Annotated in this window: 13 protein-coding genes and 1 pseudogene; 6 read left to right on the top strand and 8 right to left on the bottom strand. The window is 73.4% G+C overall.

Features of this window, described 5'->3' with window-relative positions; genetic code table 11:
- Position 1: 1 nt before the first annotated feature.
- Both ICW72_RS15655 and accD read right to left on the bottom strand, forming a co-directional pair.
- Positions 2–1,279: a bifunctional folylpolyglutamate synthase/dihydrofolate synthase gene (locus ICW72_RS15655; protein ID WP_191083564.1), complete on the bottom strand. Its 1,278-nt coding sequence runs from the start codon at positions 1,277–1,279 to the stop codon at positions 2–4.
- A gap of 10 nt (positions 1,280–1,289) precedes the next feature.
- Positions 1,290–2,156 carry an acetyl-CoA carboxylase, carboxyltransferase subunit beta gene (gene accD, locus ICW72_RS15660; protein WP_191083565.1) on the bottom strand — a complete coding sequence of 289 codons (867 nt, stop codon included), beginning with the start codon at positions 2,154–2,156 and terminating at the stop codon, positions 1,290–1,292.
- A gap of 103 nt (positions 2,157–2,259) precedes the next feature.
- Here accD and ICW72_RS15665 point away from each other — a divergent pair, with 103 nt between their 5' ends.
- Both ICW72_RS15665 and ICW72_RS15670 read left to right on the top strand, forming a co-directional pair.
- On the top strand, positions 2,260–4,122 hold the full coding sequence (locus tag ICW72_RS15665) for a transglycosylase domain-containing protein (RefSeq protein WP_191083566.1): 1,863 nt from the start codon (positions 2,260–2,262) through the stop codon (positions 4,120–4,122).
- A gap of 11 nt (positions 4,123–4,133) precedes the next feature.
- Positions 4,134–4,472: an AzlD family protein gene (locus ICW72_RS15670; protein ID WP_191083567.1), complete on the top strand. Its 339-nt coding sequence runs from the start codon at positions 4,134–4,136 to the stop codon at positions 4,470–4,472.
- On the opposite strand, the gene ICW72_RS21120 is transcribed toward ICW72_RS15670, so the two are convergent.
- Positions 4,420–7,146 (bottom strand): mechanosensitive ion channel family protein, encoded by a 2,727-nt coding sequence (locus tag ICW72_RS21120; protein ID WP_191083568.1) that lies wholly within the window; start codon positions 7,144–7,146, stop codon positions 4,420–4,422. The genes ICW72_RS15670 and ICW72_RS21120 overlap by 53 nt on opposite strands.
- Positions 7,147–7,300: 154 nt before the next feature.
- Between ICW72_RS21120 and ICW72_RS15680 the strand changes: the two genes are divergently transcribed.
- The gene (locus tag ICW72_RS15680) at positions 7,301–8,479 is read left to right on the top strand and encodes an MFS transporter (protein WP_223880988.1); all 1,179 of its coding nucleotides are present in this window, start codon (positions 7,301–7,303) and stop codon (positions 8,477–8,479) included.
- A 4-nt stretch (positions 8,480–8,483) separates the two neighbouring features.
- Complete coding sequence (locus tag ICW72_RS15685; RefSeq protein ID WP_191083570.1) at positions 8,484–8,672, top strand: twin transmembrane helix small protein; 189 nt, start codon at positions 8,484–8,486, stop codon at positions 8,670–8,672.
- Here the strand turns inward: ICW72_RS15685 and ICW72_RS15690 are convergent.
- The 4 genes from ICW72_RS15690 to ICW72_RS15705 all read right to left on the bottom strand — a co-directional run bounded on the left by ICW72_RS15690 (position 8,662) and on the right by ICW72_RS15705 (position 11,411).
- Entirely contained in the window at positions 8,662–9,372 is a 711-nt protein-coding gene (locus tag ICW72_RS15690; protein ID WP_223880628.1) for an AzlC family ABC transporter permease, read from the bottom strand. The two genes, ICW72_RS15685 and ICW72_RS15690, sit on opposite strands and share 11 nt — an antisense overlap.
- Positions 9,369–9,971 carry a RecX family transcriptional regulator gene (locus tag ICW72_RS15695; protein WP_191083572.1) on the bottom strand — a complete coding sequence of 201 codons (603 nt, stop codon included), beginning with the start codon at positions 9,969–9,971 and terminating at the stop codon, positions 9,369–9,371. The genes ICW72_RS15690 and ICW72_RS15695 overlap by 4 nt, the downstream gene beginning before the upstream one ends.
- Before the next feature lie 59 nt (positions 9,972–10,030).
- Positions 10,031–10,474 carry an Rrf2 family transcriptional regulator gene (locus ICW72_RS15700; protein ID WP_191083573.1) on the bottom strand — a complete coding sequence of 148 codons (444 nt, stop codon included), beginning with the start codon at positions 10,472–10,474 and terminating at the stop codon, positions 10,031–10,033.
- 94 nt (positions 10,475–10,568) lie between these two features.
- Positions 10,569–11,411 carry a universal stress protein gene (locus tag ICW72_RS15705; RefSeq protein WP_191083574.1) on the bottom strand — a complete coding sequence of 281 codons (843 nt, stop codon included), beginning with the start codon at positions 11,409–11,411 and terminating at the stop codon, positions 10,569–10,571.
- A 132-nt stretch (positions 11,412–11,543) separates the two neighbouring features.
- Here ICW72_RS15705 and cysK point away from each other — a divergent pair, with 132 nt between their 5' ends.
- Positions 11,544–12,503, top strand: coding sequence for a cysteine synthase A (gene cysK, locus ICW72_RS15710; RefSeq protein ID WP_191083575.1), 960 nt, complete (start codon positions 11,544–11,546; stop codon positions 12,501–12,503).
- A gap of 101 nt (positions 12,504–12,604) precedes the next feature.
- Positions 12,605–15,039 (top strand): annotated as a pseudogene (locus ICW72_RS15715) (DNA translocase FtsK 4TM domain-containing protein).
- 263 nt (positions 15,040–15,302) lie between these two features.
- On the opposite strand, the gene ICW72_RS15720 reads toward ICW72_RS15715, so the two are convergent.
- Entirely contained in the window at positions 15,303–16,286 is a 984-nt protein-coding gene (locus tag ICW72_RS15720; RefSeq protein WP_191083576.1) for a cyclase family protein, read from the bottom strand.
- Between the last annotated feature and the right edge of the window lie 57 nt (positions 16,287–16,343).

Genomic DNA, 16,343 nt, shown 5'->3' on the forward strand with positions numbered 1-16,343 from the left:
GTCAATCCGGCAGGGTGCCGTCCGCCTTCAGCACCTCGCCGGCGAGGTAGAGGCTGCCGCAGACCAGGATGCGCCCCGGGGCGGCGCCCGCCAGCAGGCGCGGCAGGGCGGTGGCGAGGTCCGGCCCCGCTTCGGCCCGGCCGCCGCTGGCGGCGATGATCTCCTCCACCGGCATGGCCAGGTGCTGCCCCACCTCGCGGATGGCGGTCAGCGTGGTGGCGAGCGGCATGAGCGGCGCCAGGAAGCCCTCCACCGTCTTGCCCTGCTTCATGCCGACGATCAGGTGCAGCGGCCGGTCGCGCCAGCCGGCCAGCGTCTCGGCCAGCGCGCGCCCCGCGCCCTCATTGTGCCCGCCATCCAGCCAGAGTTCCCAGGGGGCCGGGGGGGCGAGGCGCCCGTGCAGGCGTTGCAGCCGGGCGGGCCAGCGCGCCATGGCCACGCCCGCGGCGCAGGCGGCGTCGGTCAGCCAGGCGGGGTTCCAGGCGCGCAGCGCGGCCAGGGCGATGCCGGCATTGTCGGGCTGGTGGGCGCCGGGGAGGCCGAAGCGGGGCAGGGGGATGGCGCCATGGGCGTCGCGGTAGCCCGTGGCGTCCATGTCCCAGGCCGCGCCGCGCGCCAGCAGGGGGGCGCCCAGTTCGGCCGCGCGCGCGGCGATGACGGACAGCGCCTCGGGGTGCTGCGCCCCGGTGGCGCAGGGGGTGCCGGGCTTGATGATGCCCGCCTTCTCGAAGGCGATGGAGGCCAGGTCATTTCCCAGGAAATCCATGTGGTCCATGGAGATGCTGGCGATGGCGGTCACGGCGGGGTCGCGCACCACATTGGTCGCGTCGAAGCGGCCGCCCAGCCCCACCTCCAGCACCAGCACATCGGCCGGCACGCGGCTGAACAGCAGGAAGGCGACGGCGGTCGTGATCTCGAAGACGGTGATGGGCGTGTCGCCATTCACCCGCTCCACCTCTTCCAGCGCGGCCGCCAGCGCCTCGTCGGAGACGAGGTGGCCCGCCAGCCTGATGCGCTCATGGAAGCGCACCAGATGCGGCGATGTGTAGGCGTGCACGCGCTGCCCGGCCGCTTCCGCCACGGCGCGCAGCACGGCGCAGGTGCTGCCCTTGCCATTGGTGCCCGCCACATGGATGACGGGCGGCAGCTTGCGCTCGGGGTGGCCGAGGCGCGCCAGCAACGCCTCCAGCCGGCCCAGGCTGAGGTCGATCAGCTTCGGATGCAGCGCGTGCATCCGCGCGATGATGGGCTCGCTCCGCCCGCCGATGAGCGCGTTCATGGCCGTGGTGTCAGGCGGCCTCGGCGCGGGGTTCGCCGCGCAGCAGGGCCAGCAGGCGCGCCAGGGTGGGGCGCATCTCGGCCCGCTTCACCACCATGTCGAGAATGCCATTGGCCAGCAGGTATTCGGCGCGCTGGAAGCCCTCGGGCAGCTTTTCCCGCACCGTCTGCTCGATGACGCGGGCGCCCGCGAAGCCGATCAGCGCGCCGGGCTCCGCGATCTGGATGTCGCCCAGCATGGCGAAGCTGGCGGTCACGCCGCCCGTGGTGGGGTCGCAGAGCACCACGATGAAGGGCAGGCCGGCATCCTTCACCATCTGCGTCGCGATGACCGTGCGCGGCATCTGCATGAGGCTGACGGCACCCTCCTGCATGCGCGCGCCGCCGGAGCTGGCGAAGACGATCAACGGCGCGTCCTGCAGCACGGCCAGCCGCGCGGCGGTGACCAGCGCCTCGCCCACGCCCGCGCCCATGGAACCCGCCATGAAGGCGAATTCAAAGACCGCGACCACGGCGCGCTGCCCGGCGATGGCGCCATGGCCGACCATGACGGCGTCTTCCATGCCGGACTTGGCCTGGGCCTCCTTCAGCCGTTCGGCGTAGCGGCGCTGGTCCTTGAAGCGCAGCGGGTCCACGGGGACCTTCTCGATGTCGGCGCGCTGCCAGCCCTCATCCAGCGTCGCGTCCAGCCGCTGCTTGGCGGAGAGCCGCATGTGGTGGCCGCAATGGGTGCAGACCCGCAGATTGGCTTCCAGATCGTTCTGGAAGATCATTTTTTCGCAGGAAGGGCATTTGTGCCAGAGATTGTCCGGCATCTCGCGCGGGGCGCCGAACAGCGTCTTGATCTTGGGCAGCGCCCACTCACTGATCCAGTTCATCGTCTTCCGGGCCTTCGGGGAGGCGGATGGAATGGTGCGCCGGGGCCTCCGGGTCAAGCCATGGGCCTCGCCTAGCGCCGCGCGGGTCTGCTAAGCTTCCTTCATGCCCCGCTCAGCGGCCCCCCGGCTGCGAACCGAGGCCCGTGCCGCCCCCCGGACGAAACGGCACCCCCCGAGCGGGCCAAAACCCCGCGCCGCCAAACCCGCCCGCCGGCACCTCGGCTGGGCGCTGGCGAGGTTCGCCCTCATCGCCACCATCTGGGGCGGGCTGGCCCTGGCCGCCCTGCTGCTCTTCTTCACCTGGGACATGCCGCGGGTGGACCGCGTGCTGGAGGAACAGCGCCGCCCCTCCGTCACCCTGCAAACCGCCGAGGGCAATCTGCTTGCCACCCAGGGCGACCTCTTCGGCGAGACGCTGCGCCTGCGCGACATGCCGCCGCACCTGCCGGCCGCCCTGCTGGCCATCGAGGACCGCCGCTTCCAGGCGCATTTCGGGCTGGACGTGGTGGGGCTGGCCCGCGCCGCCTGGGCCAACTGGAATGCCGGGGGCGTGGTGCAGGGCGGCTCCACGCTGACGCAGCAGCTCGCGAAAAACCTCTTCCTCTCGGGCGAGCGCAGCCTGCGCCGCAAGGTCCAGGAAGCCCTGCTGGCGCTGTGGCTGGAGCACCGCTTCACCAAGGATGAGCTGCTCGAGATCTACCTGAACCGCGTCTATCTGGGTGCGGGCGTCTTCGGGGTGGATGCGGCGGCGCGGGTCTATTTCGGCGTCTCGGCGCGGCGCGTCACCTTGTGGCAGGCGGCGGTGCTGGCGGGGCTGCCCCAGGCGCCCTCGCGCCTCAACCCGCGCACCAACCCCGATGGCGCGCTGGACCGCGCGCGGGACGTGCTGGCCGCCATGGTGGACACGGGCGCCATCACCCCCGCCCAATCGGCCCGCGCGCTGGAGGAGATGCGGATTCCCCCCCGCCCCTCGCGCAATGGCGGCTGGTTCGCGGATTGGCTCTTCGAGGACATTCCCCGCCAATTCCCCGGCAGCCAGGATCTGACCATCCGCACCACGCTCCATGCCGGCTGGCAGGCGGTGGTGGAGGCGCGCCTCGCCGCGCTGCTGGACGGGCCGGGGGCGGCGGCCCGCGCCGGGCAGGGGGCGGTGGTGGTGCTGGACGCGGCCACGGGGGCGGTGCGCGCCATGGCGGGCGGGCGCGACTTCTCCCGCTCCCCCTTCAACCGGGCCGTTTCGGCCAGGCGGCAGACGGGCTCCACCTTCAAGGCCTTCACCTATCTGGCGGCGCTGGAACGTGGCGCCTCCTCCGGCGACATGGTGGCGGATGGCCCGGTGCGGATGGGCCGCTGGTCGCCCTCCAACGGGAATTGGCGCACGCGCGGCAGCGTGACGCTGGAGGAGGCCTTCGCCCACTCCGTCAACACGGCCGCCGTGCGCGTGATGCAGGAGGCCGGCGGGCCGGCGGCGGTGGCCGAGGTGGCGCAGCGGCTGGGCCTGCGCGGGCCATTCCCGCGCGACGGGTCCATCACGCTCGGCACCGGCGATGCCTCGCTGCTGGAGATGGCGGCGGCCTATGCCGCGCTGGTCAATGGCGGTCGGCGCGTGGCGCCGCACGGCATGGTGCGCGCCGAGGCCGCGGGCCGCGCGGCGCCCCTCTCCCGCACCGAGCCCGCCCAGGTGGTCCCCTCCAGCGCGGCGGCGCAGATGCGCGCCATGATGCAGGCCACCACCCGCTATGGCAGCGGCCGCGCGGCCGCCGTGCCGGGCGTCGTGACGGGCGGCAAGACCGGCACCACCCAATCCTTCCGCGACGCCTGGTTCCTGGGCTTTGCCGAACTCGCTTCCGGCCCGGTCGTCATCGGTGTCTGGCTCGGCAATGACAACAACCGGCCCATGGATGATGTGCGCGGCGGCACCCTGCCGGCCCAGCTGTTCCGTGACATAGTGGAAGGGCTGCGCTGAGGGGAGGCCGGATGTCGGTCAGGTGGGACGTGCTTCTGGCCATCCTGGGCATGGCGGCCGCCAGCTACGCGCTGCGCGCCGGCGGCTATGCCCTGCTGCGTGCCACCAGGCCCACCCCCTTCGTGCAATCCATGCTGACCTACCTGCCGGGCTGCATCTTCGTGGCCTTCGTGACACCCTCGCTGGTCGAGGCCGGGCCGTCACGCTGGGTGGCGGCGGGCTGCGTGGTGGGCGTGATGCTCGCCACGCGCAACTACACCATCGCCATCCTGGGCGGGGTGGCGGCGCTGTGGCTGCTCACTCTTCTGCCGGCGTCGGCGCTTTCGCTTCCGTGGCCTTCCCTTCCATGATCATGCCGCGCCGCGGGTCGTAGAGCTTGATGCCGCGCTCCGTCGCGCGCTGCTTCACGCGCCGGTTCAGCTCGCGCATCACGGCCCAGCGGCGGATGGGCGGCGTCATCATGCGGGCGCGCACCAGGATGCCCTCGCCCGAGATGCGGTCCACGCCCAGCACCTCCAGCGGCGCCAGCAGCGAGGGCGCCCAGGCCTCGTCGTCGCGCATCTCCTCCGCGATGACGCGCAGCATCATCACCGCCTCGTCCGTGTCGGCGCTGTAGTCCAGCGTCAGGTCCACCAGCGCGAAGGAGAAGTCGCGCGTCATGTTGGTCACGGTGGTGACCGCGCTGAAGGGGACGATGTGGACGGAACCGTCCATGGCGCGCAGCTTGATGGAGCGGATGGTCAGTTTCTCGACCGCGCCCGACAGCCCGCCCACCTGCACCACGTCGCCCACCGCCACCGCATCCTCCAGCAGCAGGAAGATGCCGGTGATGACGTCGCGCACCAGCGTCTGGCTGCCGAAGCCGATGGCCACACCCAGCACGCCCGCGCCCGCCAGCAGCGGCGCCACATTGACGCCGAGCTCGGACGCCGCCGTCAGCCCCACCACCAGCAGCAGCACGCCGCCCAGCACGGTGCGCAGCATGGGCAGCAGGGTCCGCACCCGGGCGTTGCGCGCGGCCGAGCCATCGGGCGGCAGGCTGTCGAGCTGGCGGGCGATGGCGGCATTGGCCGCCTCCCACACCGCCACGCAGATGAAGAGCGTGATGGCCACCGTCACCACCGCCACCATGGCGCGGCTGCCGAAGCGGCCCGTGTCGAACCAGGCGAGCGCCCCCAGCCCCCAGACCTCCAGCAGGGCCACGATGGACACCACCAGGATGAAGGAGGAGATCGCGGTCTTCACCGCCGGCTGGTAGGCGCCGACGCGGACCTCCAGGTTCGGGTAGTGCTCGGCCAGCGCCGGGCTGACCTTGAAGGCGCGGATCAGCACGCGGCGCGCCAGCTCATCCGCCGCCTTGGCCACCGCCAGGATGACGAGGGTGAGCAGCGAGGCCGTGCCCAGCCTTTCGAAGCCGCGGTCAATCTGCAAGGCCCAGACCGCCCAGGCCGCCAGCATCCAGAGGATGACGATGACATGCCACAGCCCCGCCACGCGGTCGCGCAGGGCACGCATGGCCACGCGCGCGCGGTCCGGCACGTCGCCGGCCGCGAGCGGCGGCGCGGCCAGCTTCGCCGCCACCACCGTGCGGAATTGCAGGATGACCATGGCGCCCATCACCGAGAGCACCAGCAGCCCCACGCGCCAGATGGCGTCGCGCGCCGTGATGGGCAGGCCGAGCAGCAGCCCCCCCTCGGACGCCGCGTAGAAGATGATGGTGGTGACGGCCAGCCGCCGCGTCCAGCGCGTGGCGCTGATGGCCGTCTCGTCGCTGCAGGGCACGAGGCGCAGGCGGTTGCTCTTGGGCGCCAGCGCCAGCCTCGCCACGGCCATGACGGTGCGGGTGGCCATGTAGGCCAGCACCAGCGCCTCCATGATGAGGCGGCTGGAAGGCCACATGCTCTGCCCGCCGACGACGCCCAGCGCCACCACGCCGAAGGCCATGATGGGCAGCAGGCACAGCACCAGGTTGCCCACGACATAGGGCGTGAGGCGGATGCCGCGCAGCGGCCCCTCCACGGTGGCGGCCTTGTGGTCCAGCCAGCGCTGGGGGCGGCGCAGCAGCAGGTTCACCAGCTGTTCCGCCAGCATGCCGGCGGCGAGGACCAGCAGCATCTGCCAGGCGGCGGAGAGCACCTGCGCGCGCAGCAGCTCGTCATCCCAGACGCTGCGGGCCCAGGCGCGGAGCGAGTTCACGTCGGTGATGTCGGCGGCGGCGTCGAAGGCGCGGCCGGCCAGCTCGGTCGCGCGGTCGCGCAGCCCGGCCAGCACCTCGGCGGGCGAGGGGAGGTCCGCCAGCCCCTCGGTGGGCGTGGGCGCGGGTGCGGGGGTGGCGGCCGCGGGGGGCGTGGGGGCGGCGGGCGGCGCGGTGGGGGCGACAGCGGGCGCGGGGGCGGCGGGGCGCGCGGCTTCGCCGCCCTCCAGCGCGCGGATCAGCGCGTCGCGCCGGGCGGGGTCGCGCAGCAATTCGAGCAGGGCGCCCAGCTCGGCCGGGGCGGGCGCCGGGGCCGGGACGGCGGGCCGGGCCTGGGGTTGGGGCGCGACCGGCGCGGCGGCGGGCGGCTGCGCCGGCGCGGTGGCCGCCGGGGCTGGCGCGGGTGTGGGCGTGGGGGCCGCCGCGGGCGGGGCGACGGCGCCAGGCGGGGGCGTTGTTCCCACCACCCCGGCTTCGGCGGGTGCCACCGGTGCTGGCGCGGGGGTTGGCGCGGGGGCCGGCGCGGGCTCGGGTGCGGCCGGGGTTGGGGCTGGGGCCGGGGCGGGTGCGGCTTCGGGGGCCGGGGCCGGCGGGACGCGCCGCTCGGGCGCCTGCGGCACGGGTGCTTGCGGCACGGGCGCCTGCACCGCGCCGGGGGCGGGTGCCACGGGGCTCAGCACCGAGGCATCGGCCGGCGCGGGCCCGCTCAGCACATCGGCCGAGGCGCCGGCCGGGGCGGGCGGCGCGGCGCCCTGCGCCAGCACCCCCTGCACGGGAGCCAGCACGAGCAGCAGCAGAAGGGCGAGGGCCGCCTTGGGAAGACGCGTCATGCCGTCCTGTTCTCCCGCATGAGGGGGGTGGGTCAAGTTGCGGCCGGTCACGTTGCGTCGCAACATGCAACGGCCCATGTCATCCTCCCCCGCGCCGGCCGGCATTCCGGTTGATCCCCTCCCGGTTCCGCCTGGCCCCTCCATCTGGGTCGTGATGCTGGCCCTTCTGGGCACGCATATGGCCGGAATGGGCGCCTTCCTGACCGTGCCCGTCCTGGCGCCGGCCATCGCGGCCGAGACCGGGCTTTCGTCCAGCCTGGCCGGCGTCCACACGGCGCTGTGCTATTTCGGCGCGCTGCTCTCGGGGCCGCTCAGCCAGGGGTTGCTGGTGCGGCATGGCGGCGTGCGGGTGTGCCAGGCGGCGCTGGTGGGCATCGCCATCGGCCTGGCGCTGGCCGTGCTGGGCAGCCCCTGGGCGCTGGTGCTCTCGGCCGTGGTGGCGGGGTTGGCGCATGGGCCCATCACCCCCGCGGGCAGCCACCTGCTGGCGCCGCGCGTGCCGCCGCGCCGGCGCAGCCTGATCTTCGGCCTGAAGCAATGCGGCGTGCCGGCGGGCGCGATGCTGGTGGCGGCCATCGCGCCGCTGGTGGGCGGCATCTATGGCTGGCGTGCGGGGGTGCTGACCATGTCGGGCTTCGCGCTGCTGCTGGCGCTGGCCCTGCAACCGCTGCGCGCCACCCTCGACGCCGACCGCGCGCCCCATGCCGCCGGCCGCATGCGCCCCTGGCATGACGCGCGGCAGAGCCTCTCCCTGCTGCGCGAGCGCGGCGCGACGCGGGCGCTGACCATCGCCTCCTGCGGCTATGGGGTGGCGCAGTTCTGCTTTTCCTCCTTCTTCGTGGTCTGGCAGGTCGAGACGCGGGGCGTCGCCCTGGAGGCCGCCGGGCTGCAGCTGGCCCTGGCCCAGGGCGGCGGGGTGGTGGGGCGCGTGCTCTGGGCGCTGATCGCGGACCGGGTGGGGCCCATGCGGGTGCTGGCGGGGCTGGGCTTCGCCATCGTGGCCACCTGCCTGGTTTTCGCGCTGGCCGGGCCGGACTGGCCGGGGCTGATCATCAGCGTGGCGGCGGTGGCCATGGGGGCCTCGGCCATCGGCTGGAACGGGGTGCTGCTGGGCGAGGTGGCCCGCGTGGCCCCGCCCGGCCGGGTGGGGGCGGCCACGGCCGCGCTGGGCTTCGCCTTCGCCGCCACCATGATCGTGATGCCGGTGGTGTTCTCGTTGCTGGTGATGGCGACGGGAGGCTACGCATGGGCCTTCGGCATGTGCGCCATGACGGCGGCGGCGGGCACGATCGCGTTGTTGCGGTTGCGTCCCGCGCCGGCCGCGCCAAGATAGGCGCATGCAAACCTTCCTGACCTTTCTTGTCGGCCTGGCCATGTTCGCCACGCTGGGCGTGCTGGTGGCCGGCGTGCTCGGCATGGCGCGCGGCGGCGATGCCGGCTTCTCGCAGAAGCTGATGCGCTACCGGGTGCTGTTCCAGTTCGTGGCGCTGGCGCTGTTCGCGGTGTTGATGCTGCTTATCCGGTAGTCTTGCGTGGCGCGGCCCGCCACGCGCCGACGGCCGCCCCCAGCAGCGCCCCCGCCAGCACCGGCCAGGGCTGGCCCAGCCCCGCCTTGTGCGCGGCCAGTGCCACAAGGCCCGCCACGGCCCAGGGGAGGATGTCCACCCGCCCGCGGAACAGCGGCACCATCAGCGCCAGCATGGTGGCCAGGCTGGCGAACAGCACCGGATGCCCCGCCGGCAGCCGGATCACGCCCGCGAAGGCATGCCCCACCATGGTGGAGGCCACCCAGAACACCCACAGCCCGAAGCCAATGCCCAGCAGCAGCGCGGCATCGCGCCCGCCCGCCCGCTGGTCGGCCACCGACATGGCGAAGCTGTTGTCCACCAGCGTCGCCAGCGTGCCCCAGAGCTTCCAGCCCCGCAGCCGGTCCAGCCAGGGCGCCAGCGCCGCCCCCATGGGCGCCATGCGCAGGTTCACCACCAGCGCGGCCAGGGTCGCGCCCAGGATGGGCGCCGGGTCCGCCCAGAGTTCCAGCGCCACGAGCTGCGCCGTGCCGGCGAAGACCAGCGCGCTCATCAGCGCCGATTCGAGGGTGGAGAGGCCCCGCGCATCGGCCAGCACCCCCACCACCAGGCCGAAGGGCAGCATGGCGGGCATGAGGGCGAGCGCCCCGCGAATTCCCCGCCAGAACCCCGCCCGGGTGAAGACGACGCGCTGACTCACGGACGGCCCGCCGCGATGAGATGCGCCTCCGCCTCGGCGCGGTCCATGCCCAGCGCCTGCCGCGCCACCCCGCCGCCGAAGCCGCCGCGGCCCAGGATGCCCTGCCATTTGCGGCGCGTCTCGAGCGCGGGTTCGGCGGCCGCGAAGGGCCCGATGCGCCGGCGCCGGCAGAGCAGCAGCGCGGCCGTCAGCTCATCCGGCACCTCCTCATGGGCCAGCGCGGCCCGTGCCGTCTCGGCGGAGACCCCTTTGGACGCCAGATGCGCCATGGCGGCGGCGGCCGAGCGCCCCGCCCCCCGCAGCCGCCGCGCCCGGGCCACGGCGAAGGCCGCGTCATCCACCGCCCCCGCCTGCACCAGCCGCGCCGCGATGGCGGCGGCGCGGGCCTCGGCGGCTTGGGTTTCGGTGCGGATCGCCTCGGGGTCCTGCCCCGCCTGCTCGGCCGCGCGGGCCCAGCGGCGGATGCGGTTGCCCAGCACGCGGCGCAGCCCGGCCTCCGTGGCGCTGAAACGGGAGAGGTGCCGCAGCGCCGCCTCGCGCAGGCTGGCCTCGTCGAGGGACATGGCCGGGGCAGATCGCCGATGGCTGGAATCAGCCATGGCGTGAATCTGCCCGGAACGAAGTGGCTGGAGCGGTGTTCACTTGTGTGAACACCGCTCTAGATGACGAAATCCAGCGCCTCGGGCGTGGGGCGGCGCAGCCCGGCGGCCTGGGCGCGGCGCAGCAGCGCCTCCAGCGTGGTGGCGCGCAGCGTGGCCAGGGCGGCTGCGTCCAGCTCCTGCCAGAGCGGCGCCGTCACGGCGGCCGCCAGGCGCCCGGGCGGGGCGGGGGCTTCCTCCTCGCACACGGCCTCCACCACCTCGGCCGCCGTCACATCGCGGGGCGCACGTGCCAGGCGATACCCGCCGCGGGGGCCGCGCAGGCTGTGCAGCAGCCCCGCGCGGACCAGCGCCTGCAACAGCGGCTCGATGCCCCGCCGCGCCAGGCCCATGCGCGTCGCGATATCGGCCGCGCCGCTCACCTCCCCGCGCCCGGCGGCGTGGAAGGCGATGTCGAGCGCGATGTCGAGCGCGAGCAAGGCGCGGTCCTGCCGCAGCAGCATGGGGCGGGTTCTCCGATCCGGGAGGGGGGAAGCTAAACCATCCCCGCCCAACGTGAAATGTGGCGCGGGGTGGAAAACGTCCCGCGCCATGCGGTCAATGCGCCATCAGCACCGGCGCCGTCATGGCGCCCAGCAGGCTGCGGGTGGCACCGCCCAGCATGAATTCGCGCAGGCGCGAATGGCCATAGCCGCCCATCACCAGCAGGTCCGCCGATTGTTCGGCGATGGTGTTCAGGATCACGTCGGCCACCGAGATGTCGGGCGCCACGGCCCGCTGCACCGTGACGTTCAGCCCATGCCGCGCGAGGTGGCGCGCGATGTCCGCCCCCGGCTCCTGCCCATGGGTGCCGGGCGTGGCCTCGGGCTCCACCACCAGCACCGTCACGCGCTCCATCAGCTTCAGCAAAGGCAGGGCGTCATGGACGGCGCGGCTGGCCTCGCGGCTGGCGTTCCAGGCGATCAGCGCGTGGCGCATGGGCCCGGCGGGGGCGGCGGCATAGGGCACGACCAGCACGGGGCGGCCCGTCTCGAACAGCGCGGCCTCGATCAGGGCGCGGCCGCCGGGGCGGGGCACGTCGGGGTCGGTCTGGCCGAGGATGATGAGGTCGGCATAGCGGCCATTCTCGGCCAGCAGCGGCACGGTCGCGCCTTCCAGCAGGCGCCATTCGCCGGAGATGCCGTCACGCGCCAGGCGTTCCTCGAACATGGCCTGGACGCGCCCGGCCTCGGCCACCGCCTCGGCGCGCATCTCGTCCATCAGCCCGGCCATGGCCGCGCCGCCGCCGACATCGCCCGCCAGGATGGGCAAGGCCAGGTCCAGCATGTGCAGCCCCACCAGATGCGCGCCGCTGCGCTTCGCGATGCCGGCGGCGAGGTCGAGCCGCGCGGCGGCGGGGGCGGCGGCGTCCAGGTGCAGCAGGATCTCTTTCAGGGCCATGGGGCGTCTCCGGTTCTGGTGGTCTTCTGACGCGCGAGCCTGCCACGCGGTTGACGCCCCGGCCATTGATCCGGCGCAGCCATGGCGTCATGGATGATTCACGCGGGGCGCAAACTGGCCTAGGAAGCCTCCATGGACGCCCTCCCCACGCGCAACCACACGCTGCACGCCAGCATCCTGGACACCGTCGGCCAGACCCCCTCGGTGCTGCTGCCGCGCCTGATGGCGGAGAAGGGCTGCGCCGCGCGGCTGGCCCTGAAGCTGGAATTCTTCAACCCGGGCGGGTCGGTGAAGGACCGCATCGGCCTCGCCATGGTGCAGGAGGCCGAGGCGCGGGGCGAGATCGCGCCCGAGCGGTCGGTGATCGTGGAGCCGACCTCGGGCAATACCGGCATCGCGCTCGCCCTGGTGGCCGCCGCGCGGGGCTACAAATTGATCGTGGTGATGCCGGGCGGCGCCTCGGTGGAGCGGCGCAAGATGCTGCGGCTGCTCGGCGCCACGCTGGAGCTGACGCCCGCGCGGCGCGGCATGTCGGGCGCCATCGCCCGCGCCGAGGAGATCCTGGCCCGCACCCCTGGCGCCTGGATGCCGCGGCAGTTCGACAACCCGGCCAACCCCGACATCCATGCCCGCACCACCGCCGAGGAAATCTGGCGCGACACGGGGGGCGAGGTGGACGTCATCATCGGCGGCCTGGGCACGGGCGGCACGCTGACCGGCATCGCCCGCGCGCTGAAGCCCCGCCGGCCGGGCCTGCGCGTGATTGGCGTCGAACCCGCCGAATCGGCCGTGCTGAGCGGCGAGGAGCCGGGGCCGCACCGCATCCAGGGCATCGGCGCGGGCTTCCGCCCGGCGGTGCTGGAGCAGGAGCGGCTCGACGCCGTGCTGCGCGTGCCGGAGCTGGAGGCCTTCGCCGCGGCGCGGGAGGTGGCGCGGCTGGATGGGGTGCCGGTGGGCATTTCCTCGGGCGCCGTGGTCGCCGCCATGCTGCTTGTGGGGGCGGAGCCGGGTATGAAGGGCAAGCTGGTGCTGGGCATCGCCGCCTCCTTCGCCGAACGCTACCTGTCCACGGAGCTGTTCGAGGGGCTGTGAGACGAGGGCTGTGAACCGCGAAACTGGCGAAACGGTTCCGCCCCTGTTACTCTGGCCATCCCCCCGGCCGTTCTTCACCTCCCCCCATGAGGTCGCGCCGCATGGCACGAGACGCCGCCCCGATCGCACCCACCGGCACGCTGCCCGGGTTGCGCCGCTTCGCCTCGCCCGCCATCCGGGCCGCGGCGGTGCGCCGCCTGCGTGAGCTGGGCGCGCTGGTCCTGGCCACGCTGGGGCTGCTGCTGCTGCTGGCCGTGGGCAGCTACAACCCGGCCGACCCTTCGCTTTCCACCGCCACCGGGGCGCCCGTGGGCAATCTGGTCGGCTGGCGCGGCGCCGTGGCGGCGGACCTGCTGTGGCAATGGGTCGGGCTGGCTGGCTTCCTGCCGGGGCTGGTGTTGCTGGCCTGGGCGTTGCGCCTGGTCTCCCACCGGCCGGTGGGCGTGTGGCCGCTGCGGGTCGTCTGCCTTGTGCTGGCCCTGCTGGCCGGGTCGGCCCTGCTGGCGCTGCTTCCGGGCGCCGAGGCGGGGGCGGCGGGCCCGATCGTGCTGGGCGGCGTGAGCGGGTTGTTCTCGGCCCTGCTGGGGGATTTCGCGGGGCTCGCGGCCGGGGCCGTTCTGGGGCTGGGCCTGCTGGGCACGCTCTATGTCGCCTTCGGGCTGAGCTTCGGGGAATGGGGCCGCGCCGCGCGCGCCACCGCCGATGCCGCCATGGCCACCGCCGATGTCGCCGCGCGCGGGGCACGCGCCACGCGCGGCCCGGGCGAGGCGCTGTTCCTGGCGCCCCTGCGCGCCATGGGCCGCCTGTTCCGCCGCCCGCGCCGGGCCGAGCCGGCCGCCGACCTCGCCACCGTGCTGCGCGCCGCCGAGGCCGCCGCCGAAGCCCCCCGCCCCGCGCGGCGCGAACCCGCCGTGGCGCCCGCCGCCGCCGCGCCCGAGCCCGCGCGCGCCGCGCCGCGCGTGGCCACCCCCGCCCGCGCCAAGCCCGGCGCGCCGCTGCAGCCCGCGCTGGATCTGCCGGTGGAGGGGTGGCGCACCCCGCCGCTCGACCTGCTCGCCCCCCGCCCGCCCGCGTGGCGGCCGGTCCCAGCGCCGATGCGCTGCAGGCCAATGCCCGCATGCTGGAGCAGGTGCTGAACGACTACGGGGTGAACGGGACGATCACGGAAATCCGCCCCGGGCCGGTGGTGACGCTCTATGAGCTGGAGCCGGCGCCGGGCACCAAATCCTCGCGCGTCATCGGCCTGGCGGACGACATCGCGCGGTCCATGAGCGTGGTGGCGGTGCGCATCGCGACCGTGCCGGGGCGCAACGTGATCGGCATCGAGCTGCCGAATGTGAAGCGCGAGACGGTGTTCCTCTCCGAGATGCTGAACAGCGAGGAATACCAGCGCAACGCCGCACGCCTGCCGCTGGTGCTGGGCAAGGATATCGGCGGCACGCCGGTCATCGCGGACCTGGCGCGGATGCCGCATCTGCTGATCGCGGGGACCACGGGCTCGGGCAAGTCGGTCGGGATCAACACCATGATCCTGTCGCTGCTGTACCGGTTCAGCCCGGCCGATTGCCGCTTCATCATGATCGATCCGAAGATGCTGGAATTGTCCGTCTATGACGGCATTCCGCATCTGCTGGCGCCGGTGGTGACGGAGCCGCCCAAGGCCATCGGCGCGCTGAAATGGACGGTGCGCGAGATGGAGCGCCGCTACCGGGCCATGAGCCAGGTGGGCGTGCGCGGCATCGCGGCCTTCAATGAGAAGGTGGACCAGGCCCAGGCCGCCGGCACGGTGCTGACCCGCCGCGTGCAGACGGGCTATGACCCTGAGACGAACAAGCCCGTCTTCGAGGAACAGCCGCTGTCCCTCGCCCGCCTGCCGATGATCGTGGTGGTCATTGATGAGATGGCCGATTTGATGATCGTGGCCGGCAAGGAGATCGAGGCCGCGGTGCAGCGCCTGGCGCAGATGGCGCGGGCCGCGGGCATCCATGTGATCATGGCGACGCAGCGGCCTTCGGTGGACGTCATCACCGGCACCATCAAGGCGAATTTCCCGACGCGCATCTCCTTCCAGGTCACGAGCAAGATCGACAGCCGCACCATCCTGGGCGAGCAGGGCGCCGAGCAGCTGCTGGGCCAGGGTGACATGCTGCACATGGCGGGCGGCGGGCGGGTGACGCGCGTCCACGGCCCCTTCGTGGCGGACATGGAAGTGGAGCGCATCGCCGACTGGCTGCGCGAGCAGGGCGAGCCTGACTATGTGGAAGAGGTGACCGAGGTGGAGGACGAGGACGGCAATCCGGGCCTGTCCGGCATCGCCGCCGGTTCGGATTCGGAAAAGTCGCTCTTCGACCAGGCGGTGGATGTGGTGGTGCGCGAGGGCAAGGCCAGCACCAGCTTCATCCAGCGCCACCTGAACATCGGCTACAACCGCGCCGCCAAGCTGATCGAGCAGATGGAGCGCGAGGGCATCGTCAGCCCGGCGAACCATGTGGGCAAGCGGGAGATCCTGGCGCGGCGCGTGGGGGTGGACGAGTAGGGCGGCCCCCACAGGGAGGGAGAACTGCCCTCCCAGCCTCCGGCCGCAAGGCGGCCGGCGCGCCCAGACCGCCCGCGCCGCACGCACACCAGCGCACGGCGCGAAAGCCAAGCCGCCGGAGGCGGCGCCCGGCGCTTGAGGGCGGCAACATCAACAAATCCGGCCGCAACGCGGCCGGCGCGCCCAGACCGCCCGCACCGCCCGCACACCAGCACGCGGCGCGAAAGCCAAGCCGCCGGAGGCGGCGCCCGGCGCTTGAGGGCCTAAAACATCGCCGCTGGCGCGACCGTGCTGCCGGTGAAGCCGCGCGCGCGCAGCGGCTGCATCACGAAGCAGAATTCGCTGCGCCCCGCCGCCACCAGCTCGTCCAGCTTCATGTTCTCCAGCAGGTGCACGCCATGCAGCACCAGCGCGATCTGGTGCACCGGCAGCGAGGCATGGGGCATGGTGCGGGACGGCGCCACCTCCACCGGCCAATTGTCGGCGCCCAGCAGCAGCGGCCCGCGCTCGATCAGCCATTCGGCGGCGGCGACGCCGAGGCCCGGGCAGCCCGAGACATAGCGCGCATTGTCCCGCCCCCACAGCGCGGCCCATCCGGTGTTGATGAGCATGGCATCGCCCTCGCGCAGCTCCACGCGCTGGCGGTCGAGCGCCTGCTGGAGGTCCTGCGGCGTGATCTCGTAATCTATGGGCAGCGTCTCGGTGCCCTTCAGCCCCGCGATGTCCATGACCACGCCGCGGGTCATGATGGTGCCGACCGTCTCCACACCCATCTCGGTGAAGCCGCCGCGGCTGCTGATGCCGGGCACGTTCACGCAGTTGTAGGTCTCGTCGCCGATGGTCTGGTGCGGGAAGGCGTCGAGCTGCGTGCCCACCTGCGCCAGCTCCGTGATCACGATCTCCTCGTTGGAGCCGCGGCGGTTGGCCTGCGGGTTCATGAATTGCTGCTTGAGGTGCACGTCGAAGCGCCGCGTGCCGAAGAAGGGCATGGACTGCGTCAGCATGTGCCCGATCTCGATCTTGCGGCCCTCGCGGATCATGCCGGCCGCGTCGCGCATGCGCTCCGGCGTCATGTGGTTCATCGAGCCGCGGCGGTCATTGGCGCCCCAGCGCGAGGGGCAGCGCTGCGCCGAGGCGGGCGGCGACCACGCCCCTTGCGCCTGGGCCGGCGTGGCGGTCAGCCCGGCATGGGCGGCACCGCAGGCCATGCAGGCGCCGAACAGCGCCCGCCGGGAAATACTCCGCATGGCAGTTCCTCCGTTATATTATATCTCGCTGGCCGTGACTTGGCCGGGCAAGAATAA

The sequence above is a fragment of the Roseococcus microcysteis genome (assembly GCF_014764365.1).
GTDB classification, from domain to species: Bacteria; Pseudomonadota; Alphaproteobacteria; order Acetobacterales; family Acetobacteraceae; genus Roseococcus; species Roseococcus microcysteis.

Excerpts from the sequence above, each read along its gene's own strand:
- ICW72_RS15655 (WP_191083564.1), bottom strand. The coding sequence starts at position 1,279 with ATGAACGCGCTCATCGGCGGGCGGAGCGAGCCCATCATCGCGCGGATG.
- accD (WP_191083565.1), bottom strand. The coding sequence starts at position 2,156 with ATGAACTGGATCAGTGAGTGGGCGCTGCCCAAGATCAAGACGCTGTTC.
- ICW72_RS15665 (WP_191083566.1), top strand. The coding sequence starts at position 2,260 with ATGCCCCGCTCAGCGGCCCCCCGGCTGCGAACCGAGGCCCGTGCCGCC.
- ICW72_RS15670 (WP_191083567.1), top strand. The coding sequence starts at position 4,134 with ATGTCGGTCAGGTGGGACGTGCTTCTGGCCATCCTGGGCATGGCGGCC.
- ICW72_RS21120 (WP_191083568.1), bottom strand. The coding sequence starts at position 7,146 with ATGACGCGTCTTCCCAAGGCGGCCCTCGCCCTTCTGCTGCTGCTCGTG.
- ICW72_RS15680 (WP_223880988.1), top strand. The coding sequence starts at position 7,301 with ATGCTGGCCCTTCTGGGCACGCATATGGCCGGAATGGGCGCCTTCCTG.
- ICW72_RS15685 (WP_191083570.1), top strand. The coding sequence starts at position 8,484 with ATGCAAACCTTCCTGACCTTTCTTGTCGGCCTGGCCATGTTCGCCACG.
- ICW72_RS15695 (WP_191083572.1), bottom strand. The coding sequence starts at position 9,971 with ATGGCTGATTCCAGCCATCGGCGATCTGCCCCGGCCATGTCCCTCGAC.
- ICW72_RS15700 (WP_191083573.1), bottom strand. The coding sequence starts at position 10,474 with ATGCTGCTGCGGCAGGACCGCGCCTTGCTCGCGCTCGACATCGCGCTC.
- ICW72_RS15705 (WP_191083574.1), bottom strand. The coding sequence starts at position 11,411 with ATGGCCCTGAAAGAGATCCTGCTGCACCTGGACGCCGCCGCCCCCGCC.
- cysK (WP_191083575.1), top strand. The coding sequence starts at position 11,544 with ATGGACGCCCTCCCCACGCGCAACCACACGCTGCACGCCAGCATCCTG.
- ICW72_RS15720 (WP_191083576.1), bottom strand. The coding sequence starts at position 16,286 with ATGCGGAGTATTTCCCGGCGGGCGCTGTTCGGCGCCTGCATGGCCTGC.